We start from the raw sequence: 24,967 nt of genomic DNA on the forward strand, positions 1-24,967 counted from the left end.
TCCGGGAGCAGAACATGACGTACGCAGTAGAGTTTAATAATGTTTCCCGACTGTACGGCGACGTGCGGGCGGTGGATGGGGTCACCATTGCGATTCGTGACGGGGAGTTTTTCTCCATGCTGGGGCCTTCGGGCTCCGGCAAAACCACCTGCCTGCGTCTGATTGCCGGCTTTGAGCAGCTGTCCGGCGGCACTATCGCCATCTTCGGCAAAGAGGCGAGCGCGCTGCCGCCGTGGGAGCGGGACGTGAATACCGTTTTTCAGGACTACGCGCTGTTCCCGCATATGTCGATCCTCGATAACGTCGCCTACGGGCTGATGGTCAAAGGCGTCGACAAGAAAAAACGCCACGCGCAGGCCGGTGATGCGCTGGAAAAAGTGGGCCTTAGCTTTGCCGTCGCCCGCAAGCCTTCGCAGCTTTCCGGCGGCCAGCGCCAGCGCGTCGCCATCGCCCGGGCGCTGGTGAATGAACCGCGCGTCCTGCTGCTCGACGAGCCGCTAGGTGCGCTCGATCTCAAGCTGCGGGAACAGATGCAGTTCGAGCTGAAGACGCTTCAGCAGGAACTCGGTATCACCTTTATTTTCGTCACCCACGATCAGGGCGAAGCCCTCTCCATGTCGGACCGGGTGGCGGTATTCAATAACGGGCGTATCGAGCAGGTAGATACGCCGCGCGATCTCTACATGCGCCCGCGCACGCCGTTTGTCGCCGGTTTTGTCGGCACCTCTAACGTCTTTGACGCAGGTCTGGCACATAAAATCTGCGGCATGGAAGGCAGCTATTCCCTGCGCCCGGAGCATATCCGCCTGAATGAGGGCGGTGAGGTTCAGGTGCAGGGCGTCGTGCAGGCCGTTCAGTATCAGGGGGCATCCACGCGCCTGGAGCTCAGGCTCGCCGACGGTGCCAAACTGCTGGTGAGCCAGGCCAATTTCAGCGATCTCTCGCCGCTGCACGGCATTGCGCCGGGGCAGGCCGTCACGGCGTCGTGGTCGCGCGAGGCGATGATTCGCCTGCACGAGGAGAGATGAAATGGCTATGAGTGTCGCGCACCCTCCCGCCTCGCGCGGCCGCATGAGCCGCGTGACGGCACTGTTCTGGCGTAAACCGTCGCTCGGCCTGTTCCTGCTCCTGCTCGCGCCGCTAATGTGGTTTGGCATCGTCTATCTGGGATCGCTTCTGACCCTGCTGTGGCAAGGATTTTACACCTTTGACGATTTCACCATGGCGGTGACGCCGGATCTGACCCTGGCGAACATTCGGGCGCTTTTCAACCCGGCAAACTATGACATCATCCTGCGCACGTTAACAATGGCGATTGCGGTGACGATTGCCAGCGCAATTCTGGCATTCCCGATGGCCTGGTACATGGCGCGATACACCCGCGGGAAGTGGAAAGCATTCTTCTATATCGCCGTGATGCTGCCGATGTGGGCAAGCTACATCGTCAAAGCCTACGCCTGGACGCTGCTGCTGGCGAAGGACGGGGTAGCGCAGTGGTTTCTCAACCATCTGGGGCTGGAGCCGATCCTGACCTCGATCCTTACGCTACCCGCGATTGGCGGCAACACCTTGTCCACCTCCGGGCTGGGACGGTTTCTGGTCTTCGTCTACATCTGGCTGCCGTTTATGATCCTGCCGGTCCAGGCGGCGCTGGAACGTCTGCCTGCCTCGCTGCTTCAGGCCTCAGCCGATCTCGGCGCGCTTCCGCGCCAGACCTTCCGCTATGTCGTTCTGCCGCTGGCTGTCCCGGGTATTGCCGCGGGTTCAATCTTTACCTTTTCCCTGACGCTGGGGGATTTCATCGTACCGCAGCTGGTCGGGCCGCCGGGGTATTTCATCGGTAACATGGTCTACTCCCAGCAGGGGGCGATCGGCAATATGCCTATGGCCGCCGCGTTCACGCTGGTTCCCATCGTGCTGATTTCACTCTATCTGGCGTTCGTGAAGCGTCTGGGAGCATTCGATGCACTCTGAACGCGCACCGCTGTTCCTGAAAGTGGCAGCCTGGGGAGGCGTCATCTTCCTGCATTTTCCGCTGCTGATTATCGCAGCCTATGCCTTTAATACCGAAGACGCGGCCTTCAGCTTTCCGCCTCAGGGCCTGACGCTGAAGTGGTTTACCGCGGCGGCGGGGCGCGGAGATATCATTGAATCGGTGACGTTGTCACTTCAGATTGCCGCTCTCTCCACCGCGATTGCCCTTGTGCTTGGCACGCTTGCTGCAGCGGCGCTGTGGCGAAGCGAGTTTTTTGGCAAGAACGCGATCTCGCTATTGCTGCTGCTGCCGATTGCGTTACCGGGGATCATCACCGGCCTGGCGCTGCTGACGGCGTTCAAAACAATCAACCTTGAGCCGGGGTTTTTCACCATCGTGGTAGGGCACGCCACGTTCTGCGTGGTGGTGGTATTTAACAACGTTATTGCCCGGTTCAGACGCACCTCCTGGAGTCTGGTGGAAGCGTCGATGGATCTCGGGGCCGACGGATGGCAAACCTTCCGCTACGTGGTGCTGCCCAACCTGGGCTCCGCGCTGCTGGCCGGGGGAATGCTGGCGTTTGCCCTGTCGTTTGACGAAATTATCGTCACAACCTTTACGGCGGGACACGAACGCACGTTACCGCTGTGGTTGCTCAATCAGCTTGGCCGTCCGCGCGACGTGCCGGTCACCAACGTCGTTGCACTGCTGGTGATGCTGGTAACAACCATCCCCATTCTGGGAGCCTGGTGGCTAACCCGCGACGGCGAGAACATTGCCGGCAGCGGGAAATAACAGTGATTTGAACAGGACAATGCTATGCAAACACATCTGCTGATTAATGGTGAACTGGTTGCCGGAGAGGGAGAGAAACAGCCGATCTATAACCCGGCCACCGGAGAGGTGCTGCTGGAGATTGCTGAAGCGTCAGCGGCGCAGGTCGACGCGGCGGTTCAGGCCGCCGACCGTGCTTTTGTGGAGTGGGGACAAACTACACCGAAAACGCGGGCCGAGTGCCTGCTGAAGCTGGCGGATGCGATTGAAGCGCATGGCGAAGAGTTTGCCCGGCTTGAGTCCCTCAACTGCGGCAAGCCGCTGCACTGTGCGCTGGGCGATGAAATTCCCGCCGTGGTCGACGTTTTCCGTTTCTTCGCCGGAGCGGCCCGCTGCCTGAACGGGCTGGCCGCGGGCGAGTACCTTGACGGCCACACGTCGATGATCCGCCGCGACCCGGTGGGCGTGGTTGCCTCTATCGCGCCGTGGAACTACCCGCTGATGATGGCGGCATGGAAGCTGGCGCCTGCGCTGGCGGCCGGTAACTGTGTGGTCATCAAGCCGTCTGAAATCACACCGCTGACGGCCTTAAAGCTGGCGGAGCTGGCAAAAGATATCTTCCCGGCTGGCGTGCTCAACGTGCTGTTTGGCCGCGGAAAAACGGTGGGCGATCCGCTCACCGGGCATGAAAAAGTGCGCATGGTGTCGCTGACCGGTTCGATTGCCACCGGGGAACATATCATCGGCCATACGGCGTCTTCCATTAAGCGCACCCACATGGAGCTGGGCGGTAAAGCGCCGGTTATCGTGTTTGATGATGCGGACCTGGACGCGGTGGTCGAAGGGGTGCGGACGTTTGGTTTCTACAATGCCGGGCAGGACTGTACGGCGGCCTGCCGTATCTATGCCCAGAAAGGCATTTATGCTGCGCTGGTGGAAAAGCTCGGCGCCGCGGTCGCCAGCCTCAAAATGGGGGCTCCGGAGGATGAGTCTACTGAACTCGGTCCGCTCAGCTCGGCTGCCCATCTTTCACGCGTCTGTCAGGCGGTTGACGAGGCGAAAGCGCTCGGCCATATCCGCGTGGTGACGGGCGGGAGTAAACAAGAGGGGGCGGGCTACTACTTCCAGCCAACGTTGCTGGCCGGGGCGAAACAGGAGGATGCCATCGTTCAGCGCGAAGTTTTTGGACCGGTTGTGAGCGTCACCGAATTCGACGACGAAGCGCAGGTCCTGGCCTGGGCGAACGAATCACAGTACGGCCTGGCGTCGTCGGTCTGGACTCAGGATGTCGGCCGCGCCCATCGCCTGAGCGCGCGCCTGCAGTACGGCTGCACCTGGGTCAATACCCACTTTATGCTGGTGAGCGAAATGCCGCACGGCGGCATGAAGTTATCCGGTTACGGTAAAGATATGTCGGTGTACGGGCTTGAGGATTACACGGTTGTCCGACATGTGATGATAAAACACTAAGAGCTCACGCCCGGCGGCCTGCATCGCCGGGCGTTTGCTTTACCAGCCGCACACCTCGTGCTCATTTTCCGTATCGTAAGCGCGAACGGTATTCACCAGATCTTTCACCACGTCTGCGGCAACGTCAGGGATGAGCAACTCCATGGGGGCGTCGGTTTCATAATCCACCGAGACGCCGTTGCTATTGTTAGTCACGGTCACTGTGTAGGTTGCTTTGCCCACGCCGTTACTCCTTATATGTATTAACCACTTTGCCGATGCCTGCGCCCTGAAGCGTAACGTCAGGATCGGCAAAAAAGTCGATATTGAACCAGGTATCGTCGGTCAATAGCTCGATGCGGTGCCATTTTTCCGGCGGCGAGATGCCAAACGATCCGGCCTGAATCACCAGCTCAAGATCCGGTTCGGTCGCGTCAGCGTTTGGGAAACCAAAATAGCGCACCGCCCCCTGCATCACGGACAAACGGCCATATACGCTGGCTTTCGTATTATGGTGGGTGAAGAGGGCTTTTGGGGCTGTCTCTTTGTTCCAGAATGGGGTGGAGCGGGTATGAACAAAATTCTCAGGAATACGTAGCATAAGGGTTACCTCGTAAATAAAAGCCGCTCAAAGCGACTTCAACACCTCTGGTTCGACGAAAAATTCAATATTGAACAGCGTGTCGTCGCTCATCACCTCGATGTGATGCCATTTCTCAGGGGGAAAAACACCGAAGTGGCCGGCCCTGATAATCAGTGTGCTGTCGGGCTCTGGGGCATGTTCATCAGCATAACCCTGGTAGCGGACGGTGCCCTGCATAACGGACAGCCGGGGATAAACGCCCGGACGGGTACCCGTGTCGAGATGACGCTGAAAGATCCCGGCGGGGGCGGTTTCTTTATTCCAGAAAGGGGTGGATCGGGTATGAATACAGCTCTGCGGAATGCGTAGCATATTGCCTCCCATGAATGTCTGCCTTTATTAGACACCTGTTCAGGAGAGGGAATTTATCAAAAAGTGCATTTAAAATGCATGTTATCAATAAAAGTCGTTGTTCGCTCCCCCTGTTTGTTATGCAAAATACTCAGTTGTTATTAGGCTTAATATTTAAGTGGTTATTGTGTAACGAAAAAACTTGATCTGTATCAACATATGACGCATATTGCGTGCGGTTATTTTTTCGGCTCTGGTATTCAGAATGACGTTGTATCAAAAGATGTTGGTTTTTTACGCAATCATGGCTTCCATCTGCGCGTTAATTACGTGGTTCCTTTCTAAAGATCGCAAGCGCATCCGCCTGCTTAGCGCGTTTCTGGTAGGGTCGACCTGGCCGATGAGCTTCCCCGTAGCGCTCCTGATCTCGCTTTTCTGAAGCACGCTTCCATTTTTAAAAAATGATTATGGCATTTCGGATACGGTAACTGTATAAATACACAGTGCATCGTAAAAGGAGTGCTTATGAACAGTTTTTACTCGCAGCATGCGGGTTGCACCGTCCGCTGGCATGATTTGCCAGGCTCTGGCGATCCCGTCGTCTTTATCCACGGACTGGGCTGCGCCTCTTCCTATGAATATCCCCGCGTTGTTCGAGACCCTCAGTTTGGCGGGCGCAGAGCCATTCTCATCGATTTACCCGGCAGCGGTTACAGCGATAAACCTGAGCACTACAGCTACAAAACCACCGATCAGGCGCGCGTCGTGGCGGAGCTGATTGACCATCTTCAGCTGGATGCCTTCTGGTTATACGGCCACAGCATGGGCGGCAGCATCGCGATTGAAACGGCTGGGCTGCTGGCACCGCGCGTGAAGGGGCTGATGGTGTCGGAGCCCAATTTTCACGCCGGTGGGGGGATGTTTAGCCGCTCTATTGCGGCGCAAACCGAACACCAGTTTGTGGCGCAGGGCTATCATGACATGCTCCGCGAAGAAACCACCGCCTGGGCCGGGTGCCTGCAAAGCAATGCCCCTTATGCCGTCTGGCGCGGCGCGTCAAGCCTGGTGGCGGGCGTTAAGCCGGACTGGGAAGCGCAATTTCTGTCGCTGCCTTGCCCGGTGACGTTGATTTTCGGCGAGCTCTCACTGCCGGATGACGATGTGGATAATCTGAAGCAGAAGGGGGTTGAGGTCAAAATCATCCCTGCGGCGGGGCACTCCATGTCGTGGGAAAACCCATCGGCACTGGCGCAGGCGTTAGCGGAGTGTATGGCGGCGTGATTATCGTTGCGGAATGTAGCCGGGTAAGCGCAGCGCCACCCGGCAAGAAAGGCCGCTACAGGATTAAAGCCCGCAGTGCCCGACGTGCGTCAGGCTGAACGTCATGCGGGTGCTGGTAATCAATGTTTTCGATTGCCCGGCTATAGAGGGCAACCAGCCAGTCGTAAACGTACGCGGTGGCCGCATGGACAGGCTGTTCCCCCAGGCGCGTCAGGCGCGGTGCGGCACTGCTGACGACGGGCGTAACAAAAATTGCCTGGCCTTTGCGAATGCGGCTTGCGGGGCGTTCTGCTGACGGCGTCTGGTCGTAGCCCAGCCAGCCAACGAAATTGCCCATCACCGCATGCAGCTGCGCCGCGCTGCTTTTATCCGCGTCGACAATTCGCTGAAGCTGTTGCGGCAGATTAAGCCTGTAGCTGGTTACCACCAGCACATCCGCAATTTGCTGCAGCACCGCGGGCTCCAGGCCAAGACGGGCGGCGGTAGCTTCATTGCGGCTCCACTGGCGCAGATGATTTATCCATACTCTGTGCGCCAGGCGCGCTTTGTCTTTTGTCTGGAATTGTCCTGCGCTTTCCTGGGCGTTATCGGCGAACAGATCGATGGTGTCCGTGAATAGCCCGTTCACCTGCTCCTCGCGCGGCTGCTGAACGGCGAGCAGCGTTTCAAAGGCTTTCAGCGGCGGCAGCAGACCTTCAAGCAGCTCGCCGTGACGGGCGGCGCTGCTTTGCAGCGTGCGCACCATGTTTTCGGCCTGAGCACGTCGCGCACCCGGTTCCTCAACCAGCGGCGCCAGATAGCTTTGCATCAGCGACGCGATCTCCTGCCGAAGCAGGTTTTTCAGCGTGCCGAGACGCTTCTGCCGCTGTGCGGGGAGCGTAGCCTGAGATAACCACTCAATGACGCGCTGCATGCTGTGGCTGTCCAGCGCCTGCAGAGTTCCCCAGCGCAGGCCAGGCTTGCCCAGCAGATGCTGTACGGCTTCATCAAGATTCTGTCGGGTGGTGAAACGAGCGTCATGCGGGGTGATAGCCCACACCAGACCCGGCAGGGCGGACTCCTCGGCAGGCTGGGTCTCTTTTATCCAGTTAATTAACGCTTTTGCTTTTTGGGCCGTCTGCTCGTGCTGCGCCGTCGCATTGCAGATAACCAGCACATCCGGCTGGAGCTGCTGGCGGTAATGTTCAAGCAGCCACTGGCATTTAGCCTGGACTAAAGGATCGGCTCTGCCGTCTTCAAAGACCGGAATATCAATGATATCAACGTCATCCAGCGCGCCGTTCTCAACCGGCAAGACCAGCTCGCGGGTAAGGAAGGCAAGCACGTCGACCGGGATGCTGATGGCGTTGAGCATTTCACCGTTGTTCAGCGGATGCAGCAGCGTCTCCTGAGCCTCCTGCTGGGTTAAGGTGCCGTGCGTCAGGAACCCTTCGCCAGGCAGACCAAAGCTGTCCACCAGCAGGCTCAGCGGCGCAGCCAGCTCGCTCGCATGGCTGGTCTGATGCAGCACGTGGGCAAGCTTCAGCCACTGCTGGGTTAACTCCTGCTGCTCGCCCCACAGCAGCGACCAGACGCTGGCGCGGGTGCTGAGATCGAGCGAGGGCACCAGCTGGGCGAACTCGTGCCACAGGGCGTCATCAATTTGCTGTTTTGCGGCGGGTACCGTGCTTTGCCAGAAACGCGAAATCGCACCCACCTCCTGCGCCGTGATGCCGGGCACGCTCTGCGGCTGGCGAAGGCCGCGCCATTTCTCCAGACGCGTCTCAATGACCGCCTTATCCACCGCGCGCATCTGCGGGTGCAGCGTCGTGCGGGCAATAAACAGCTGTACCAGCTCTGCCTCGGTGACCAGGCTCAGACGCAGCGGAAACGCCTCATCCGCTACTTCCGGGGTGTCGCGGGTGAAGCGCACGGCCATGTTGGTCAGGGCATGTCCTGGGTTGATATGCGAGAAATAGTCAAAGGTGCGCTGGCCCGGCGTCACGTTCAGGCGACCGTTGCCGCTGCCGCACAGCGACAGCAGCAGGTGCGCTTTGGCACTTTGCGAATGGCCATAAAGCCCAATGCTGCTCCGGCGGGTCAGGGCGCGTTCAATGGCCAGCTCCCGCGCCTGCGCCGCGTTGATGCGAGCAAGCAGGGCGTCAGCATCGTTATCCAGCACAGGGGCGTTCAGGCGCGTCTCATTAATCCACCCGATTAAGGCCTGAGTGGTGGTCGTCGTCGCTGTCATTTCAGGTATACGCTCCCGCTGTCGATCCAGTAGTGGCTGCCGCTGTGTCGGCGGTCGGCCAAAGTATTCAGTTTGAAGGTTAACGCGTCAGGCGCAACCGGCGTACCGTCCTGCAGCCAGGCATCGCTCAGCTCGAAGGCCTCTGGGCCCTCTAATTTGCTGCCGCCGCAGAGCTTAAGCCGCACGTTCAGCACGCCGTCGCCGGCAATCGCTTTTGCCAGTTCAGCCGAGTTGATGCTAAGCGTATAAAGCGGCGTGGCGGGCCAGCGCGCGTTCGCCAGCTGGCGGAAGCCGAGGGTGACGTTGCCGCGCAGCGGGAAGTGCAGCCGCGCGTCGAGCTTCGCGCCCGGCTTATCCAGATCTATATCCTGATACCAGACGTTCTCCTCGCGCAGGGTATTGACGGTATTATCCAGCACGCCGAGATAACGCACGGTTGAATACGCGCCAATGTCCGCGGCCTTAAAGTTGAAGCGCGGCAGGCGCAGATCGAGCGCCAGGCTGCAGAGCATGGCCCCGACCGCGGCGGTCGATTTCGGGTTGCCTATGCGCCCCTGCTGGCTGAACGGATACCACTCGTGCACCTGGTATTTATCCAGCCAGACGATGCGGTTGACCGGCACCGGCTGCAGATGACGAATCAGCGCCTGAACGCCCGGCAGGCAGCCCGGACGCCCGGTGATCAGCAGAATATCGCAGCTGTAATGGGAAATCGCTTCACATACCGCGTGGAGCGGCGAAGTCAGCGTAAACTGACCGGCCAGCATCGCATCCTGCATTTCGCGGAAGTTCACGTGCAGCGGCACGGCGAACAGGTCGAACGCCTCTGAGCCCGCCGGCAGGGCATGATCGACTGCCTGCTGGAGATAGTTCATCACGTTGCGGGTTGGTTTCTGCGGCAGGAGCTCGCCGAAGGTGGCATGCAGGCCCGCCAGCGGATCGTCTATATCGCTGGCTTCCCACGCGGAAAGAATGGCGTGGCCAATCGGCATAAAGAGCTGAAGCGCCGTTTGCTGGCGCAGCACCGCCTGGGTATCAATACGCCCGGAGTCGCCGAACAGCGACGCCATCAGCAGAGAGGCGTCCGCAATGCCGGATTTCTGCAGCTGCGTTTGCAGGGCGGGCAAGACATAGCGCTGAATCACGTCCAGCAGGGTATCGTCGCCCGCCACTTTAAACCCTTCGCGGAACAGCAGTTGCGGGGTGATTTTGACGTTATTACCGGAGCCGTCATCAAGCTGGTAATGGGTTATCGCCATATCCGTGGTGCCGCCGCCGATGTCGATAGACGCGACGCGTAATGCACGGCCCGGCTGCACGCCCGGCTCGGGTTCACGATCCGTGCGGGCGAGGGAGGCGAAAAAGGCCTCCGTCTGGCCGCCAAAACGGGAAATCGCTTCGTTATACAGCCAGACCAGCTGACCGCAGCTGGCTTCATCCCACTCCATCTGGATCTCAGGGACCGGCACCACGCTTTTTTCCTGCTGCTTGCGGGTGGCAAAATCTTCATCCTGCGGGTGCCAGCCCATCGCTTTCCAGACGATGGCAATGGCTTCAAACATGCGGCGACGGAAAATCTCGCGCTCCTGCTTCGGCATGGCCGAGGGCAGGGTCAGGATCAGGGTGCGCAGCTGGCGCGGCGAGGCCGGGAAGCCCAGACGCAGGCGGGTGGCGACGCTGTTGATCTGCCCCAGCGCCTGCGCCAGCAGCTCGCACAGCATGTGCGTCATCAGCGTGCTGCGGCTGTACTGCGGCGAGAAGACCGGCAGCCGCTCGTCCTGCGGCAGCGTAAACAGCGGCTCACCGTCATCGTTCATCAGGTTCATCAGTGGAAACGCCGTGGCGAGCGGTTCACGCTGGGTTTTGCCGTTCATCTGGCTAAAGCGCCAGTCCTGCACGACGGGCGTTTCATCCCACAGGTAGCGGCGCGGGCTGGAGATGCCGCTGTTACCTTCGGTTCCCAGCCGCTGCATCGCCAGCTTGCGGGCTTCATCGCCCACGCGAACGATCGACGGCCAGACAAACGCATCTTCACGACCGCTTTCCACCGAGAAGTGCTGTTTGCCAAAACGCGCTTCGGAGAATTCAAGACGGCTGGTAAACAGCGGCTCGTTGAGGAACTGCGGCTCGCTTAACGAACGAACCTGCAGCTCGGCGGTCTGCCGAAGCCCGTCATTTGCATCACCGTGGTCTTCAATAATGACGCCGCAGGTGTGGGTGTTGCCCACGTCGAGGATCAGGTCGACCGGAATGGCAGGGGTGCTGAGCGTATGGGTGACAAATTTCACTTCCGGTACGGTGAGCTGTTCACCGAGCATGGTCAGCACGTTGAGCCAGTGGGCCTGATATTCAAAACTGCGCATCGCCTGATGCAGGTCGCGTTCAGAGCGGTTTTCAACGCCGTCGGCATACTGGGTAAACGCCTCGCGCAGCCAGCCGTCAATCCAGGTCTGGTCGAGGAAGCTTTCAACCTCACTATCGCGCCACGCCAGCGCAAAGCGGGTTCCGTTCAGAATATCGTTTTCAACCGGCGACAGGGCGGAGGTGGCATGCTCCGCGATCTGGCTGTCGAGCGCGAGGGTAACGCGGTGCGTGTTGCCTGCCGTGTCGGGCTTATCGAGCTTGCGCACCTGAACGCGCGCCCAGTTATCCGGTCCTTCCACAAAGGTCCGCGGCGGGTTGAAGCGCAGGAAGGGCAAGGGAAGCCAGACGCCGTCCAGCACGGAAAGGGACTGATGCAGCGGAATGGTGGTTTCCGGTTTAACCACTTCAGGCTGACCGCCGTTCGTCCCCGGCAGGGTATAGCGCCCGTTCACCAGGTCGAAATCGAGTCGCAAAAGGGGGCCGTTCGCGGTTTTACGTACGAAGCGCCCGTTGCTGGCGGTGTCCTGCGGCGTCAAGCCGAAATCCAGGAACTGCACGCCGCTGTTGGCAATAAGCGTGACGCTTTGTTTATAGTCGCAAAGATTTACCAGCATAGGATCAGGCACCTGCTTTCTTGAACGTCAGTGGGACGACGGTGTTGGCATCATAGCGAGCGCGACATTCTGCGATATCGCTGGCCCCGGCTTTACAGGCGACTTCCGGCATCGGGTAGCGGGAACCGTCGGTGCAGCGGGCATTGCCGCGGCTCTTAATCATCAGCTCGCCGTTGCTGTGCAGCCCGGAGAAGATCTCCGCGCGACAGACAATGTTGTCGCCGTGCACAACGCGGGCGAAACCTTTATTGTTCTGGATTTGATAGCGCACTGACGGCGGCTTGCCGGTGACCGGATCTTTCACGTCGAGAACCGCGCGCCAGGTACCGTTCAGGAAGCGCGTCGATCCGGCTTTCACCTGACCGGCTTCCATCACCATGGCATCTTTCGGGATCGGAACAATGACCACCGGTGCGGCTTCAGGCGCAGGCGCGGGTTCTTTTTCTTTACCTGCGACGACCTCAGCCTGATGCAGGGGGAGATTCATAGCCAGCGGCTCCACCGCTTTAATCGGCTGTGGTGCAATAGCTACGGGCTCAGGAGCCGGTGCCGGAGCGGGCTCTGCCGAAGGGGCCTGTTTTGGCCACATCAGCGGCGCGGCAACGGCGGCCACAATCACGGCGGCAACCGGCAGGGTCCACAGGGGAACGCGACGTTTTTTCGTGACGGCAACAGGCGCAGGTTCCTGAGCGGGTTGCGCAACAACCGGCGCGGGCGCCGGCTCATAAAGTTCTTCCGGCGTAATACGCACGGCTGCGACGGGCGCAATCAGCGGCTCGTCTGCTTTTTCAAAGGTGATGGTCGGTTCGGGCGCGGGCTCTGGTTCTGGCTCGGGCTCTTCAATCACAACGGGGGCAGGCTCGGGGATCAGTGCCTCACGCAGGCAGTCGAGGACATCGTCGCGCGCATTTTCGTTCAGGTTTACAAAACCCCAGAAGCAAACGATCGGCTTTCCTTCGACCAGGAAAACAAAATTCTCGCCGGGAAACTGAAACGCTTTCGACAGCAGCGAGCCGAAAAGCTGCTGCGCGGTTTTGGGCGACTGGAGGCACTTCTTGCTTAACGACTCAACGCTGGCTAGCGTGTTTTCCAGATAGCGCAGGGCGCGATAGCGGTCGTCTTCACTGGCTGCCTTCCAGCTGGTGACGCTTCCCTCAACGGGGGAATACCAGTCCACGCGGTCGCCGCTGTCGTTGACCTGAGGAATAGCCAGACAGTCGACAATGGCCTGCTGTTTGCGCAACCGGAGCGCTTCCCGGATTTGTAACGCTGATTCAAAAACGGCCTGTCCGCCGCCGCCAACGGCCTGAAAATCATCCAGATTACCGCTGCGTAAAAGAGTTTTTGCCACGATTTGATCCCATATACTTCTTCACACCGTTACTTTAACGAAACGAGGAAGCAAACAAACGGAGGAAGAGACGCTAAAAGCGCCGATTTCTTGCGGCATAGAAAGTGACGGTTGTGCTTGACGAATAACGTCACTAAAGGCAAATCACCTTTTTCTGCACTGGCGGCAAAACCGGCAAAAAACGCGGCTTTAGAATAACCTGATAGTGTTTCGTTATTTGCCAGGTCATAACGGCTGTGCTGTTATTACTGACCTATATAATAAAACTGTCAGGGTTATAACTATGTCTACAGGGAAAACGCTGCTCGCCCTTGCGCTGAGCGCACTTTTACCAGCCGGTGCCGCATGGGCGGCAAACAACGACACCCTTATCTACTGCTCGGAAGCGTCGCCCGAGTCGTTCAACCCGCAAATCGCCAGCTCCGGCCCGTCGTTCGTGGCCAGCTCTCAGGTGCTATACAACCGCCTGATCAACTTCGACCCGGTAAAAAATACCCCGGTTCCTTCCCTGGCGGAGTCCTGGACGATTTCGCCGGACGGCAAGACCTATACGTTTACCCTGCGTAAAGGGGTGAAGTTCAACAGCAATAAATACTTCAAGCCGACCCGCGACTTTAACGCCGATGACGTTATTTTTTCGGTGATGCGTCAGAAAGACCCTAAGCATCCGTACCATAATGTCTCGCAGGGCAACTACGAATACTTTAACGACGTCGGGCTCGACAAGCTGATTCAGGACGTTAAAAAGGTTGATGATTACCACGTCCAGTTCACCCTGAGTGAACCAAACGCCGCGTTCCTGGCCGACTGGGGAATGGATTTCGCCTCCATTCTCTCCGCCGAATACGCCGATGCAATGCTGAAAAAAGGCACGCCGGAGAACGTGGACACCTGGCCGATTGGTACCGGGCCCTACGTGCTCCAGCAGTACAAGGTGGATTCGCTGATCCGCTACGTCGCTAATCCGAACTACTGGGATGGCGAGGTGCCGACCAAACATCTTATCTTCTCCATCACGCCAAACGTGGAAACCCGCCTGGCGAAATTGCAGACCAATGAATGCCAGATTATTCCTGCGCCGTCTCCGGTCCAGTTTGACGTGATTAAAAAGAACAAAGACCTGACGCTGCACTCGGTCGATGCGCTGAACGTCGGCTATCTGGCGTTTAACACCGAGAAAAAGCCGTTCGATAACGTGCTGGTGCGTCAGGCGCTGAACTACGCGACCGACAAGAAGGCTATCGTCAATGCGGTCTTTATGGGGTCCGGTACGGTGGCAAAATCGCCGATCCCGCCAAATATGCTGGGCTTTAATAAAGATCTGCAGGACTACAGCTACGATCCTGAAAAAGCGAAAGCGCTGCTGAAGCAGGCCGGACTGGAGAAGGGCGCAGAGGTCACGCTGTGGTCAATGCCGGTTCAGCGTCCGTATAACCCTAACTCGCGTCGTATCGCGGAGATGATCCAGAGCGACTGGGCGAAAGTGGGCGTGAAGGCCAAAATCGTCTCTTACGAGTGGGGCGAATACCTCTCCGGGATGCGCAAAGGCGAGCACGACTCCGCGCTGTTCGGCTGGATGTCCGATAACGGCGACCCGGATAACTTCGCCGATGTGCTGCTGGGCTGCAACAGCATTAAAACCGGGTCAAACGCCGCGCGCTGGTGCGATAAGGGTTATGATGCTCTGGTGCAAAAAGCGAAGCTGACCAGCGATCCGGCCGAGCGAGCGAAACTGTACGGTCAGGCACAGGAGATTTTCTACCAGCAGGCACCGTGGATCGCGCTGGCAAACGGCAAAACGTTCTTTGCGACCCGCAGCAACGTGACCGGGTACAGCGTGAGCCTGATGGGCAGCGATTTCTCTAAAGCGAAGCTGAACTAAGCATTTATTGCCGGGTAAGGCGTAAGCCGCCACCCGGCAAAACAAGGAGTGACAATGTCACATTTAAACGAAGTTACCGCCCGCGTCGATGCCGCTATCGAAGAGAGCGTCATCGCCCACATGAACGAACTGCTGATTGAACTGAGCGATGATGCCGATCTCAGCCGTGAAGACCGTTACGCCCAGCAGCAGCGTCTGCGTACCGCGATTTCGCACCACGGCAAGCAGCACAAAGAGGAGATGGACGCGCGGCAGGAACAGCTGACCAAAGGCGGCACCATACTGTAGTCAAAACTGGCGTCGCGCCACCAGCCAGGCTCCCACGACCAGCATCACCGCGCCGCACATCGGGCCGATCAGGGCGCGCAGGGGAATGCCGTGGCTTCTCAACACGTCAAGGACCAGCCCGCCAATCAGCTGGCTTGCGACCAGCACGGCGATGGTCGTTGCCGCGCCAACGTTCTGATATCCGCTGATGCTGGCAAACACAAAAAACGACCCCAGCAGCCCAGGGATCAGCGTCCACCAGCGCACCGTTGATGCCAGCTCGCTGAACCCGGCGAAGCCCTGCTTCAGCAGCAGAATGCTGACAAACAGCACAATGCCTACCAGGGAGTTCAGCAGCATTGCGATAAGAATGGTGGAGGAGGACTGGGTGATTCGCACCATTAAGGTGTTTTGCACCACCAGGCCGATCCCCGCCGCCACCAGGAACGCTAGCGTCAGCGACTGATTCATGGGATCGCGTCCGGGTCGCTGCGCTCGTCCAGCTGCAGCTGCATAAAGGTTAAGTCCAGCCAGCGGCCAAACTTGGTTCCCACCTGCGGCATCTGCCCCGTTGTCACAAAACCGAGCGTTTCGTGGAGGTGAATCGAGGCCGTATTTTGCGCTTCAATGCCGGCCACCATCACGTGCTTGCCGATGGCGCGGGCCTCGTTGATCAGCGCTTTCATTAACGTACGGCCAATGCCTTTACCCTGATGCTCCGGATGAACGTACACTGAATGCTCGACCGTGTGACGAAAGCCGTCGAAGGCGCGCCAGTCGCCGAAAGAGGCGTACCCGGTGATAGCACCGTTTTCCTCGCTCACCAGAACCGGGTAACCCGCGAGCGTGCGGGCCTCGAACCAGGCGATTCGGTTATCGGTATCGACGGTTTTATCGTTCCAGATCGCGGCAGTATGCAGCACCGCATGGTTATAGATCTCTCCTATCGCAGCGCAGTCTTCTTTACAGGCGTGACGAACGATCATGATTAAACCTCTGTGTTGTTTACTATAGTATTACGCTATAGATATGATATTACACAACTGTATCGTCAGAGCGCTACGTGAGAATTATTATGAAACACATTGAAACGGCCTTTATACGCTTTAGTATGACGTTATGAACACACTGTCAGACACAATGAATCAGCGTATTAGCGCCAGAATTCGCCTCGAACGTGAATCACGCGGCTGGTCTCTGAGCGAGCTGGCCGAGCGGGCAGGCGTATCTCGCGCCATGATCCATAAAATAGAACGCGGTGACAGCAGCCCGACGGCAACCCTGCTTGCCCGCCTGTCAGGCGCGTTTGGGATCAGCATGTCGACCCTGATTGCCAGAGCCGAGATGCAGGAGGGAAAACTCCTGCGCCTGGCGAACCAGCCCGTCTGGCGCGATCCGCAAACGCACTACCTTCGTCGCCACGTTTCCCCGCGTACCGATCTGCCTATCGACCTCGTTCAGATTGAGCTGCCCGCGGGGAGCGACGTCCCGATGCCGGCATCGTCCTACGCGCTGGCGCGGCAGCTGATCTGGCTGCAGTCCGGCGAGCTGGTATTTCAGGAGGGCGATACCCGCCACGAGATGAAGGCCGGAGACTGTCTGGAGCTGGGGCCGCCAAACGACTGCCGTTTCATCAACGAAACGAACGAAACCTGTATCTATCTTGTGGTCCGGCTTAACCAGTCTGCCTCGTAATGTTAAGGCGATAATGCCGATCGTGAGCCAGGCTGTAATGACATTTGTACCAGAAGGAGAACCCGATGAACCAATCTGTTTCGCAAAATCGCCGCTGGGTGCTGGCCTCGCGTCCACAGGGCGCGCCGGTTGCGGAGAATTTTCGTCTGGAAGAGCAGCCTGTTCCTGCACCTCAGGCGGGGCAGCTGTTGCTTCGCACCGTGTGGCTGTCGCTGGACCCTTACATGCGGGGCCGCATGAGCGATGCGCCATCCTATTCTCCGCCGGTTGAAATTGGCGCTGTGATGGTAGGGGGAACGGTGAGCCGCGTTGAGCAGTCAAACCACCCCGACTTTAAAGCGGGTGAATGGGTGCTGAGCTACAGCGGCTGGCAGGAGTACGCGCTTTCGGACGGCAGCGGCCTGGTCAAGCTGGGCGATAATCCCTCCCATCCTTCCTGGGCGCTGGGCATTCTTGGGATGCCGGGCTTTACCGCCTATATGGGATTACTGGATATCGGACAACCTAAAGCGGGCGAAACGCTGGTGGTGGCCGCGGCGACGGGCCCGGTTGGCGCAACCGTTGGGCAGATCGGCAAAATTAAAGGCTGCCGGGTGGTTGGCGTCGCCGGTGGCGCAGAAAAGTGCCGCCACGCCGTAGAGGTGCTCGGGTTTGACGCGTGTCTGGATCACCACGCGGCAGATTTCGCTGAGCAGCTGAAACGCGCCTGCCCGAAAGGCATTGATGTCTATTTTGAAAACGTCGGCGGGAAAGTATTTGACGCCGTGCTGCCGCTGCTGAATACCTCCGCGCGCGTGCCGGTGTGTGGCCTGGTGAGCGGCTACAATGCAACGGGCCTGCCTGAGGGGCCGGACCGTTTGCCGCTTTTGATGGGCACCATTCTGAAGAAACGCATTCGGATGCAGGGCTTTATCATCGCCCAGGACTACGGTCACCGCATTCACGAGTTTCAGGAAGAGATGGGGCGCTGGGTGCAGGAGGGCAAAATTCACTATCGTGAACAGGTGACGGACGGGCTGGAGAACGCGCCTGAAGCGCTGATTGGCCTGCTGGAAGGAAAAAACTTCGGTAAAGTCGTGATTCGCGTCGCGGGGGACAATAAATAAAAGGCACTATGGCGGGGTTTCCCGCCATATTTATTTGTGAAGATACGATATATTGTCTTTAATTAACGGACATGGCTTTTCGCGCCATCATCCCGGATGAGCCCGAAACCGATAAAAAAAACACATTTTGCATTTTTTGCTGTTTTATGTACTTCCCACCACCAGGCATGACGATACAGGATATATCGGACCAGCGTCGTTTTATTAAAACTGGCGTTTAAAAATAGCATTAAGTTTTAGCTACAGGAATTGAACATGCTTGATTTGGATCACTTAGAAAAAGCCCAAAGGATCAGTCTTACCATGCAAGTTGAACTCAGTTTAAAAGGAGCGTTAATTACAGGCTCCCTTAAACCTGGTGCACGACTGATTACGAAAGAGATCGCCGATAAATTAGGAACCAGCATTACCCCAGTACGCGAGGCGCTGCTGCGTCTGGTATCAGCAGGGGCATTGCATGCCACGCCAGCACAGGCATTTCTGGTGCCGGAAGTGACGCTGGACCGTTACAACGAAATCAACGCTATTCGCAAGCAGCTTGAGCCCATGGCGGTTGCCGCAGCCTGTCAGAATATGTCTGACCAAAAGATGGAGACGTTGCGCAAATTGTCGGAAGCGTTTCATGAGGCTATGCGCAACGGGAACGTTCAGCAGGCATTGCAGGCGAATCGCATCTTCCGCTTTACGCTTTATCAGTACGCGGAAATGCCCACGCTGAATGCGTTAATTGAACAGCTTTGGGTGCGCATCGGACCGTGCATTAACTACCTGCACCAGGAGCTTAATGACATTAAAGAAGCGACGTATCACTATGACGAACTGCTTTCAGCCCTGGAACGCCGGGATGTTGACGCCAGCCAGAAGGCGATAGAAAAGTTGATTGATGAAGCGAATACGCTTTTACAGCGACAATATTTTAACTGAGAGATTATTTAACAGAGCGACTATATACCGCGTTTAATTATTTATCTGGTGAATAACTCCTGATGGCATATTGCCATCAGGAGCGTTATTTTCTTTATAAAATAAACTTTACTTTTTTCTTACTCGAATCGATAAGAAACCGACAGGCCCACACCGTAGTTACGGCCAGGCGCTGGCTCGTAATAACGCCCGTTGGATTCGTTGACAATAACCGAGCCAGCGTACTCTTTGTCGAACAGGTTATCCACGCGGCCAAAGACGTCCATCCCCCAGCTGCCGTAGTTGAATTTATACCCGGTATTCAGCCCGACCACCGTGTACGACGGCGCTTTCGCCGTGTTCTCGTCGTCGGCCATGATATCGCTCATATAGCGCACGTCCGAGCCCGCGTACCAGCCTTCTTCAGGCTGCCAGCCAAACGACGCATAGCCCATATTGCGGGCAATGCCCGGCATACGGTTGCCGTTACAGTCCGCGTCGCCGCAGACGTTGGTCCGGTAGGTGGCATCAAGATAGGTCCACGCCATTTTCAGCTTCCAGCTCTCAGCGAACTGCTGATCGAGAGACACTTCGACTCCCTGACGGCGGGTCTTTCCGGCATTTTTATAGCTGGTGCGGCCGCCAGAGCTGGCATCCACCACGATCTCGTCATCCGTATCGGTGCGGAACAGCGCTGCCGTCAGCAGGCCATTGCCAATGCGGGTTTTGCTGCCCACCTCATACGTGTTGTTCGTGGAGGGCTGCAGGCCAATGTTCAGGCCGCCCTGGTTATCGGCGCGATACGAGAGCTCGTTGATGGTTGGCGTTTCGAAGCCACGTCCTGCGGCAGCGTAGAGGTTCCACGCGTCCGTCACCGCATACTTCACGGAGCCCGCCGGGAGCCACTTGTGATAGCTCGCGTCACCGCTGTCGTCGCCGTTGCCCGGCGTAACGTAATGGTCGTTGGAATCAAACCAGACCGAGCTGTAACGCACGCCCGCATCGACGGACAGTTTCTGCGTCAGCTGCCAGCTGGTCTGCAGGTAAGGGTCAACGTTCCACATCAGGTTACGTTCGTTCCGGCGTTTATCACCCTTCACGCCGTAGTCCGGCACGCCGTTGTTCATCACGAAGTTCTCGTACCCGCGGCGGTCTTCACTCATGTTTTCATAGTTCAGACCGGTGGTGAAGGTGACCGGCACCAGCAGCTCGCCGCGGTGCGTCCAGCGGGTATCAACCCCCTGATAATGACGCTGCATATCGATCACGCCGCCGGAGTGAGAAGGCCTCAGCTGCGGCTGAAAGGGGATCGACTGGTACTGGGTCATTTCACGCTCGCCGGCGTACATCATCACGCTGAGATCGTCCTGAGCGCTAAGCTGGCGGTCGTAACGCAGCCCCGCCTGAGTCTGCTTGATGGTCTTGCGCGTGTTGTACTGATCGCCACGCGGGGACTGGCGCGGGTTGTCCTGCCACTCCTGATAGCTCAGGCCGCCCGGATCGTTGGCCTTCATGTCCACGCTGTTAAAAATCAGCGTCAGCTTGCTGGCGTCGTCAATGCGTACGCCCAGTTTGGCGTTCGCGAGATTCTTCCGCGCGCCGCTGTGGTCGCGGTAGCCTTTAGTGGTGAAGCGGGTGGTGGATACGGTGTAATCCACGTCCCCCGCGTGCGTCCCGTCACCCATTGCGCCGGTGGCTTTCATGCCGTAGCGCCATGTCCCGTAACTGCCGTAATAGCTGCTCGCCTCGATGGTCGGCGGCTGCTGTCCGGTTTGCGTATTGATGTTAATCACGCCGCCGGAGGCGTTGCCGTACAGGGCGGAGAAGGGACCGCGCAGCACCTCAACGCTGTCAATGCTGGAGAGATCGATGTTGGAGGTCTGGCCCTGTCCGTCCGGCATGGTGGCTGGAATACCGTCGACATACATGCGAATGCCGCGCACGCCAAACGTTGACCGGGCACCAAATCCGCGCATCGAAAGCTGGAGATCCTGAGCATAGTTCTGACGGTTCTGAATCTGTAGTCCCGGAACGCTGCCAAGCGATTCGGAGAGATTAATGCGCGGCGCGGCGTGGCGCATATCGTCGCCATTCACGACGCTGACCGCCGCCGGGGTATCAAGCTCTGATACGGTTTGCGGCGTCGCGCTAACGATCATGGTCTGTTCCTCTGCGCTTATCGCGCTTAAAGGCGCAAAAACGACGGGAACCAGCAGCAGCGGGAGAGATGCCTTACGGGCAGATATGATTTTCATGAGTAAAACCGGTTGTGATGTATAAACGAACCAAATGGAACATGTCCATACATGTTAAAGGTTTTGTAAATGTTTTGAAAACTATAACCGCACATTGCGTTAATGAAAGGCAATAGGGAAAAGAAAAACTCCACTTTTAACTTATTAATGATTACTATTCTCATTATCAAAACGGCAATGCCATGACGTTGCCAGCCGGAAGCGATGTCAGCAGTACCCCCAATTTTCAAAAAAGGAATTGTTATGTCTTTACGCCATCTGTGCTCGCCACGCCTGAGTACGTCTCTGCTGTCTGCCGCTTTACTGTTTGCCGGAACCTTCCAGGCGCATGCCGCCGAAGAGATGCTGCGTAAAGCGGTGGGTAAGGGTGCCTATGAAATGGCGGTCAGCCAGCAGGAGAACGCGCTGTGGGTTGCGACGTCGCAAAGCCGTAAACTCGACAAGGGTGGCGTTATCTATCGCCTCGATCCTGCCACGCTGGAGGTGACGCAGGCTATTCATAGCGATCTCAAACCGTTTGGCGCCACCCTCGACGGCGCGACGCAAACCCTGTGGCTGGGTAATACGATCAACGGCGCGGTGACGGCCATTGATGCGAAAACGGGCGACGTGAAAGGGCGTCTGGTGCTTGATAGCCGCCAGCGCAGTGAAACCGTCAAGCCGCTGCAGCCGCGCCAGCTGGTGGCGGATGACGCGAGCAACACGATTTACATCACCGGTGTCGGCAAAGAGAGCGTGATTTGGGTCGTGGATGGCGCAACGCTGAAGCTGAAAGAGACCATTGCCAATACCGGCACGTACAGCACCGGTCTGGCGCTGGATGCGAAGGCGAAACGCCTCTACACCACCAATGCTGACGGCGAGCTGGTCACCATTGATACCGCCACCAACAAAATCCTGAGCCGTAAAAAAGTGCAGGACGACGGAAAAGAGCACTTCTACCTGAACCTGAGCCTGGACACCGCCGGTCAGCGCGCGTTCCTGACCGATTCAAAACAGCCGGAAGTGCTGGCGGTGAGCCTGAAAGACGGCAGCGTGATCGAGAAGATCGCCGCGCCTGAATCGCTGGCCGTTCTGTTTAACCCGGCGCGCAATGAAGCCTACGTGACGCACCGCGAGGCCGGCAAGGTGAGCGTGATCGACGCGAAAACCTACAAAGTGACTAAAACGTTCGATACGCCGGTCTATCCGAACAGCCTGGCGCTCTCGTCGGATGGCAAAACGCTCTACGTGACGGTGAAGCAGAAATCTACCCGCCAGCAGGAAGCGACCCAGCCTGACGACGTGATTCGTATCGCGCTGTAATAAAAAAAGGGAAGGCATAGGCCTTCCCTTTTTAATGCTTTTTTGATGCTTAACGCGAGATCTCTTCCACCAGCGGCGCGTCGTGTTTTTCATCGTCCGGATGAACCGGCGCGGTGCTGTGAATTTCGTGAACGCGCTTACGCACGCCGAACCAGCCAGCGATCAGCAGCACGGCCAGCAGCGGGATGGTGGCAATGGTATAGGTGCCGTTCGGGTAGTCGAACGCCATCAGCACCAGCACGCTGAACAGGAAGAGCAGGGTGAGCCAGGAGGTCACCGGCGCGCCCGGCAGCTTGAAACTGATATCTGCGGCTTTACCTTCTTTAATGGCTTTACGCAGACGCATCTGGCAGACCACGATAAAGGCCCAGGAGGCGATAATCCCCAGCGCGGCCACGTTCAGAACGATCTCGAAGACCTGTGACGGCACCAGATAGTTCAGGAATACGCCGAAGACGTAAACCACCAGCGTGGCCAGAATGCCCGCGTAAGGTACGTGCTGCTTGCTCATCTTCGACATGAACTTCGGCGCGGAACCGCCCATCGACATGGAGCGCAGGATACGCCCGGTAGAGTAAAGACCGGAGTTCAGGCTGGAGAGCGCCGCCGTCAGCACCACGATGTTCATGATGCTGCCCACGTAAGGCACGCCGAGCTTCGAGAAGAAGGTGACGAACGGGCTCTGACCGGCCTGATAGGCGTTCCACGGCAGCAGCAGAACCAGCAGCACCACGGAGCCGACGTAGAACAGACCGATACGCCAGATCACGCTGTTAATGGCTTTTGGCACCATGGTCTGCGGGTCTTTACATTCGCCCGCAGCGGTACCGACCAGCTCGATAGAGGCAAAGGCAAACACCACGCCCTGAACCAGCACCAGCGCAGGCAGCAGGCCGTGCGGGAAGAAGCCGCCGTTATCGGTTATCAGGTGGAAGCCGGTAGCATTGCCATCCAGCGGCTTGCCGCTGCCGAGGAAGACGGTACCGACCACCAGGAAAATCACAATGGCGAGCACTTTGACCAGCGCAAACCAGAACTCCATCTCGGCGAACCACTTCACGCCGATCATGTTCATGGTGCCGACGATCGCCAGCGCGCCAAGGGCAAAGACCCACTGCGGCACATCACCGAACGCGCCCCAGTAGTGCATATAGAGCGCAACGGCGGTGATATCGACGATACCGGTCATCGCCCAGTTGACGAAGTACATCCAGCCTGCCACGTAGGCGGCTTTTTCACCAAGGAATTCTCGGGCGTAAGAGACGAAGCTTCCGCTGGAAGGGCGATGCAGTACCAGTTCACCCAGCGCGCGAAGAATAAAGAAGGAGAAAATCCCGCACACCAGATAAACCAGGGCGAGAGCCGGGCCCGCCATCTGCAGACGCGCGCCAGCACCTAAAAACAGACCCGTTCCAATAGCGCCGCCGATGGCGATCATTTGAACCTGACGGTTGCCCATCGCTTTGTGGTAGCCCTCTTCGTGAGAGTTCAACCAGCGACGTTTCGCAGCATGATGATCGGCTGCGCTTTTATTGCTTGTTTTCATTGAGTTACCTGTTTGCCTGTCTGAACCATTATCGTGATAGTCCTGCCTGGCAGAATGCAATACAAACGATTGCTTCTGCGCAAACACATGCCGCCTTCCCAGTCATTCTGCGTATGGATAAGGCGAAACATGGCGAGGCATCCTACCTGCAATTCATAAGCGACGCAAAATATAACCGTGCCGAAAGTGATGCAGGTCGAAGGAAATCGTGTGGTCAGAGCAGACAATGATTACAACGCGCTGAATCGCGGCGATTTTTTAGTCAAAACAATTATTGAAGTGCTGCTTTAATCATCAGAATCCCTTAATAATTACATAGGGGTAGAGCGCCAGCCTGCTGCGCCTCACTGGCGTTTCATTAACAAAACTAAAACGATATGATGCGATCCGTTTTCTTCAGCAGGGTCAGGCGGAACGGTGAAAATTAATATTATCGGTACCAGCGGAAGTGGAAAAAGTACGCTTGCCAGACGCATCGCGACGGAGCTGTCGCTCCCGTATATTGAGATGGACAGGCTGTACTGGCGCCCTGACTGGCAGGGGACACCGGACGAAGTGCTGCTAGACACGCTGGAGGATACGCTCGCTGCCACGCCCGGCTGGGTGCTTGACGGCAACTACAACCGCACGCGCCCGGTGAAGTGGCGTGATGTGGATATGGTCGTGTGGGTCGACTGCGGATTCACCCGCACGCTCCGGCAGGCGGTCACGCGCGCATTCAAACGCGCATGGCACCGGCAGGAGCTGTGGCCCGGCACCGGAAACCGCGAAAGCTTCCGCCGCTCATTTTTCAGCCGGGAGTCCATCATCATCTGGACAATTAAAACGTGGCGCAGCAACCGCAAGCGTTACGAAGCTGACATGCAAAACCCGCAGTACAGCCATATCCAGTTTGTCCGCATCACCCGTCGTCAGGAGGCGGATGCGCTGATTTCATCGCTAAAATCACACCGCTAGCAGGGTTATGCTTTTCTGTTTTCCGGGAAACTAAATGTAAATTAATTGTTTCTCAGTGGTGAAATGCGCCTTTAATAAT

Annotated in this window: 23 protein-coding genes; 13 read left to right on the top strand and 10 right to left on the bottom strand. The window is 57.7% G+C overall.

The genetic code is table 11. The features are described from left to right. Nucleotides 1-14: 14 nt before the first annotated feature. From UTO39_RS02330 to patD, 4 genes are read left to right on the top strand one after another with little or no spacing between them, the layout of a single operon-like run. Nucleotides 15-1,028, top strand: a complete 1,014-nt coding sequence (locus tag UTO39_RS02330) for an ABC transporter ATP-binding protein (protein WP_320726344.1) — start codon at nt 15-17, stop codon at nt 1,026-1,028. A gap of 1 nt (nt 1,029) precedes the next feature. Continuing rightward, complete coding sequence (locus UTO39_RS02335) at nt 1,030-1,974, top strand: ABC transporter permease (RefSeq protein WP_266177944.1); 945 nt, start codon at nt 1,030-1,032, stop codon at nt 1,972-1,974. Beyond that, nucleotides 1,964-2,770: an ABC transporter permease gene (locus tag UTO39_RS02340; protein WP_266177945.1), complete on the top strand. Its 807-nt coding sequence runs from the start codon at nt 1,964-1,966 to the stop codon at nt 2,768-2,770. The genes UTO39_RS02335 and UTO39_RS02340 overlap by 11 nt, the downstream gene beginning before the upstream one ends. Before the next feature lie 24 nt (nt 2,771-2,794). Continuing rightward, on the top strand, nt 2,795-4,219 hold the full coding sequence (patD, locus tag UTO39_RS02345; protein ID WP_320726345.1) for an aminobutyraldehyde dehydrogenase: 1,425 nt from the start codon (nt 2,795-2,797) through the stop codon (nt 4,217-4,219). 39 nt (nt 4,220-4,258) lie between these two features. On the opposite strand, the gene UTO39_RS02350 is transcribed toward patD, so the two are convergent. Genes UTO39_RS02350 through UTO39_RS02360 form a run of 3 tightly spaced genes read right to left on the bottom strand, consistent with a single transcriptional unit; the run spans nt 4,259 to nt 5,153 of the window. Further along, nucleotides 4,259-4,441 carry a DUF1869 domain-containing protein gene (locus UTO39_RS02350; protein WP_047348342.1) on the bottom strand — a complete coding sequence of 61 codons (183 nt, stop codon included), beginning with the start codon at nt 4,439-4,441 and terminating at the stop codon, nt 4,259-4,261. 4 nt (nt 4,442-4,445) lie between these two features. Beyond that, complete coding sequence (locus UTO39_RS02355) at nt 4,446-4,799, bottom strand: DUF1971 domain-containing protein (RefSeq protein WP_320726346.1); 354 nt, start codon at nt 4,797-4,799, stop codon at nt 4,446-4,448. Between the two features lie 27 nt (nt 4,800-4,826). Further along, nucleotides 4,827-5,153 (bottom strand): DUF1971 domain-containing protein, encoded by a 327-nt coding sequence (locus UTO39_RS02360; RefSeq protein ID WP_320726347.1) that lies wholly within the window; start codon nt 5,151-5,153, stop codon nt 4,827-4,829. 244 nt (nt 5,154-5,397) lie between these two features. On the opposite strand from UTO39_RS02360, the gene UTO39_RS02365 reads away from it, so the two are divergent. Both UTO39_RS02365 and UTO39_RS02370 read left to right on the top strand, forming a co-directional pair. Then, nucleotides 5,398-5,571, top strand: coding sequence for a GhoT/OrtT family toxin (locus UTO39_RS02365; RefSeq protein ID WP_003856960.1), 174 nt, complete (start codon nt 5,398-5,400; stop codon nt 5,569-5,571). Between the two features lie 86 nt (nt 5,572-5,657). Beyond that, on the top strand, nt 5,658-6,413 hold the full coding sequence (locus UTO39_RS02370; RefSeq protein ID WP_320726348.1) for an alpha/beta hydrolase: 756 nt from the start codon (nt 5,658-5,660) through the stop codon (nt 6,411-6,413). Nucleotides 6,414-6,468: 55 nt separating this feature from the next. Here UTO39_RS02370 and UTO39_RS02375 read toward each other — a convergent pair whose 3' ends face one another. From UTO39_RS02375 to UTO39_RS02385, 3 genes are read right to left on the bottom strand one after another with little or no spacing between them, the layout of a single operon-like run. Further along, nucleotides 6,469-8,643 carry a virulence factor SrfC family protein gene (locus UTO39_RS02375; RefSeq protein ID WP_320726349.1) on the bottom strand — a complete coding sequence of 725 codons (2,175 nt, stop codon included), beginning with the start codon at nt 8,641-8,643 and terminating at the stop codon, nt 6,469-6,471. Continuing rightward, a complete protein-coding gene (locus UTO39_RS02380) occupies nt 8,640-11,621 on the bottom strand; it encodes a virulence factor SrfB (RefSeq protein WP_320726350.1) in 2,982 nt (993 codons plus the stop codon). Before UTO39_RS02380 ends, UTO39_RS02375 begins: the two co-directional genes overlap by 4 nt. 4 nt (nt 11,622-11,625) lie before the next feature. Beyond that, nucleotides 11,626-12,972, bottom strand: coding sequence for an SrfA family protein (locus tag UTO39_RS02385; RefSeq protein WP_320726351.1), 1,347 nt, complete (start codon nt 12,970-12,972; stop codon nt 11,626-11,628). A 283-nt stretch (nt 12,973-13,255) separates the two neighbouring features. On the opposite strand from UTO39_RS02385, the gene UTO39_RS02390 reads away from it, so the two are divergent. Continuing rightward, nucleotides 13,256-14,854 carry an ABC transporter substrate-binding protein gene (locus UTO39_RS02390; protein WP_253542143.1) on the top strand — a complete coding sequence of 533 codons (1,599 nt, stop codon included), beginning with the start codon at nt 13,256-13,258 and terminating at the stop codon, nt 14,852-14,854. A gap of 54 nt (nt 14,855-14,908) precedes the next feature. Beyond that, complete coding sequence (locus UTO39_RS02395) at nt 14,909-15,142, top strand: YdcY family protein (protein WP_061098098.1); 234 nt, start codon at nt 14,909-14,911, stop codon at nt 15,140-15,142. On the opposite strand, the gene UTO39_RS02400 is transcribed toward UTO39_RS02395, so the two are convergent. Together UTO39_RS02400 and UTO39_RS02405 are read right to left on the bottom strand one after the other, a co-directional pair. After that, complete coding sequence (locus UTO39_RS02400) at nt 15,143-15,592, bottom strand: DMT family transporter (RefSeq protein ID WP_320726352.1); 450 nt, start codon at nt 15,590-15,592, stop codon at nt 15,143-15,145. Beyond that, nucleotides 15,589-16,107, bottom strand: coding sequence for an N-acetyltransferase family protein (locus UTO39_RS02405; protein ID WP_320726353.1), 519 nt, complete (start codon nt 16,105-16,107; stop codon nt 15,589-15,591). Before UTO39_RS02405 ends, UTO39_RS02400 begins: the two co-directional genes overlap by 4 nt. Nucleotides 16,108-16,240: 133 nt before the next feature. Here UTO39_RS02405 and UTO39_RS02410 point away from each other — a divergent pair, with 133 nt between their 5' ends. The 3 genes from UTO39_RS02410 (at nt 16,241) to UTO39_RS02420 (ending at nt 18,846) form a co-directional block, all read left to right on the top strand. Beyond that, nucleotides 16,241-16,816: an XRE family transcriptional regulator gene (locus tag UTO39_RS02410; RefSeq protein WP_061098101.1), complete on the top strand. Its 576-nt coding sequence runs from the start codon at nt 16,241-16,243 to the stop codon at nt 16,814-16,816. Nucleotides 16,817-16,881: 65 nt separating this feature from the next. After that, complete coding sequence (locus UTO39_RS02415; protein ID WP_061098102.1) at nt 16,882-17,922, top strand: NADP-dependent oxidoreductase; 1,041 nt, start codon at nt 16,882-16,884, stop codon at nt 17,920-17,922. 255 nt (nt 17,923-18,177) lie between these two features. Then, nucleotides 18,178-18,846 (top strand): GntR family transcriptional regulator, encoded by a 669-nt coding sequence (locus tag UTO39_RS02420; RefSeq protein ID WP_061098103.1) that lies wholly within the window; start codon nt 18,178-18,180, stop codon nt 18,844-18,846. Between the two features lie 119 nt (nt 18,847-18,965). Here the strand turns inward: UTO39_RS02420 and pqqU are convergent, their stop codons facing one another. Next, nucleotides 18,966-21,080 carry a TonB-dependent receptor PqqU gene (gene pqqU, locus UTO39_RS02425; protein ID WP_320726354.1) on the bottom strand — a complete coding sequence of 705 codons (2,115 nt, stop codon included), beginning with the start codon at nt 21,078-21,080 and terminating at the stop codon, nt 18,966-18,968. Nucleotides 21,081-21,323: 243 nt separating this feature from the next. On the opposite strand from pqqU, the gene UTO39_RS02430 reads away from it, so the two are divergent. Further along, nucleotides 21,324-22,385: a YncE family protein gene (locus UTO39_RS02430; RefSeq protein WP_266177956.1), complete on the top strand. Its 1,062-nt coding sequence runs from the start codon at nt 21,324-21,326 to the stop codon at nt 22,383-22,385. Between the two features lie 49 nt (nt 22,386-22,434). Here the strand turns inward: UTO39_RS02430 and ansP are convergent, their stop codons facing one another. After that, nucleotides 22,435-23,931 carry an L-asparagine permease gene (gene ansP / locus UTO39_RS02435; protein WP_320726355.1) on the bottom strand — a complete coding sequence of 499 codons (1,497 nt, stop codon included), beginning with the start codon at nt 23,929-23,931 and terminating at the stop codon, nt 22,435-22,437. Between the two features lie 417 nt (nt 23,932-24,348). Between ansP and UTO39_RS02440 the strand changes: the two genes are divergently transcribed. Next, nucleotides 24,349-24,888, top strand: coding sequence for an AAA family ATPase (locus UTO39_RS02440; protein ID WP_320726356.1), 540 nt, complete (start codon nt 24,349-24,351; stop codon nt 24,886-24,888). Nucleotides 24,889-24,967 lie beyond the last annotated feature (79 nt).

The organism is Enterobacter sp. 118C5 (assembly GCF_034107645.1).
Lineage (GTDB): Bacteria > Pseudomonadota > Gammaproteobacteria > Enterobacterales > Enterobacteriaceae > Enterobacter > Enterobacter nematophilus.

Excerpts from the sequence above, each read along its gene's own strand:
- UTO39_RS02330 (WP_320726344.1), top strand. The coding sequence starts at position 15 with ATGACGTACGCAGTAGAGTTTAATAATGTTTCCCGACTGTACGGCGAC.
- UTO39_RS02335 (WP_266177944.1), top strand. The coding sequence starts at position 1,030 with ATGGCTATGAGTGTCGCGCACCCTCCCGCCTCGCGCGGCCGCATGAGC.
- UTO39_RS02340 (WP_266177945.1), top strand. The coding sequence starts at position 1,964 with ATGCACTCTGAACGCGCACCGCTGTTCCTGAAAGTGGCAGCCTGGGGA.
- patD (WP_320726345.1), top strand. The coding sequence starts at position 2,795 with ATGCAAACACATCTGCTGATTAATGGTGAACTGGTTGCCGGAGAGGGA.
- UTO39_RS02355 (WP_320726346.1), bottom strand. The coding sequence starts at position 4,799 with ATGCTACGTATTCCTGAGAATTTTGTTCATACCCGCTCCACCCCATTC.
- UTO39_RS02360 (WP_320726347.1), bottom strand. The coding sequence starts at position 5,153 with ATGCTACGCATTCCGCAGAGCTGTATTCATACCCGATCCACCCCTTTC.
- UTO39_RS02365 (WP_003856960.1), top strand. The coding sequence starts at position 5,398 with ATGACGTTGTATCAAAAGATGTTGGTTTTTTACGCAATCATGGCTTCC.
- UTO39_RS02370 (WP_320726348.1), top strand. The coding sequence starts at position 5,658 with ATGAACAGTTTTTACTCGCAGCATGCGGGTTGCACCGTCCGCTGGCAT.
- UTO39_RS02375 (WP_320726349.1), bottom strand. The coding sequence starts at position 8,643 with ATGACAGCGACGACGACCACCACTCAGGCCTTAATCGGGTGGATTAAT.
- UTO39_RS02380 (WP_320726350.1), bottom strand. The coding sequence starts at position 11,621 with ATGCTGGTAAATCTTTGCGACTATAAACAAAGCGTCACGCTTATTGCC.
- UTO39_RS02390 (WP_253542143.1), top strand. The coding sequence starts at position 13,256 with ATGTCTACAGGGAAAACGCTGCTCGCCCTTGCGCTGAGCGCACTTTTA.
- UTO39_RS02395 (WP_061098098.1), top strand. The coding sequence starts at position 14,909 with ATGTCACATTTAAACGAAGTTACCGCCCGCGTCGATGCCGCTATCGAA.
- UTO39_RS02400 (WP_320726352.1), bottom strand. The coding sequence starts at position 15,592 with ATGAATCAGTCGCTGACGCTAGCGTTCCTGGTGGCGGCGGGGATCGGC.
- UTO39_RS02405 (WP_320726353.1), bottom strand. The coding sequence starts at position 16,107 with ATGATCGTTCGTCACGCCTGTAAAGAAGACTGCGCTGCGATAGGAGAG.
- UTO39_RS02410 (WP_061098101.1), top strand. The coding sequence starts at position 16,241 with ATGAACACACTGTCAGACACAATGAATCAGCGTATTAGCGCCAGAATT.
- UTO39_RS02415 (WP_061098102.1), top strand. The coding sequence starts at position 16,882 with ATGAACCAATCTGTTTCGCAAAATCGCCGCTGGGTGCTGGCCTCGCGT.
- UTO39_RS02420 (WP_061098103.1), top strand. The coding sequence starts at position 18,178 with ATGCTTGATTTGGATCACTTAGAAAAAGCCCAAAGGATCAGTCTTACC.
- pqqU (WP_320726354.1), bottom strand. The coding sequence starts at position 21,080 with ATGAAAATCATATCTGCCCGTAAGGCATCTCTCCCGCTGCTGCTGGTT.
- UTO39_RS02430 (WP_266177956.1), top strand. The coding sequence starts at position 21,324 with ATGTCTTTACGCCATCTGTGCTCGCCACGCCTGAGTACGTCTCTGCTG.
- ansP (WP_320726355.1), bottom strand. The coding sequence starts at position 23,931 with ATGAAAACAAGCAATAAAAGCGCAGCCGATCATCATGCTGCGAAACGT.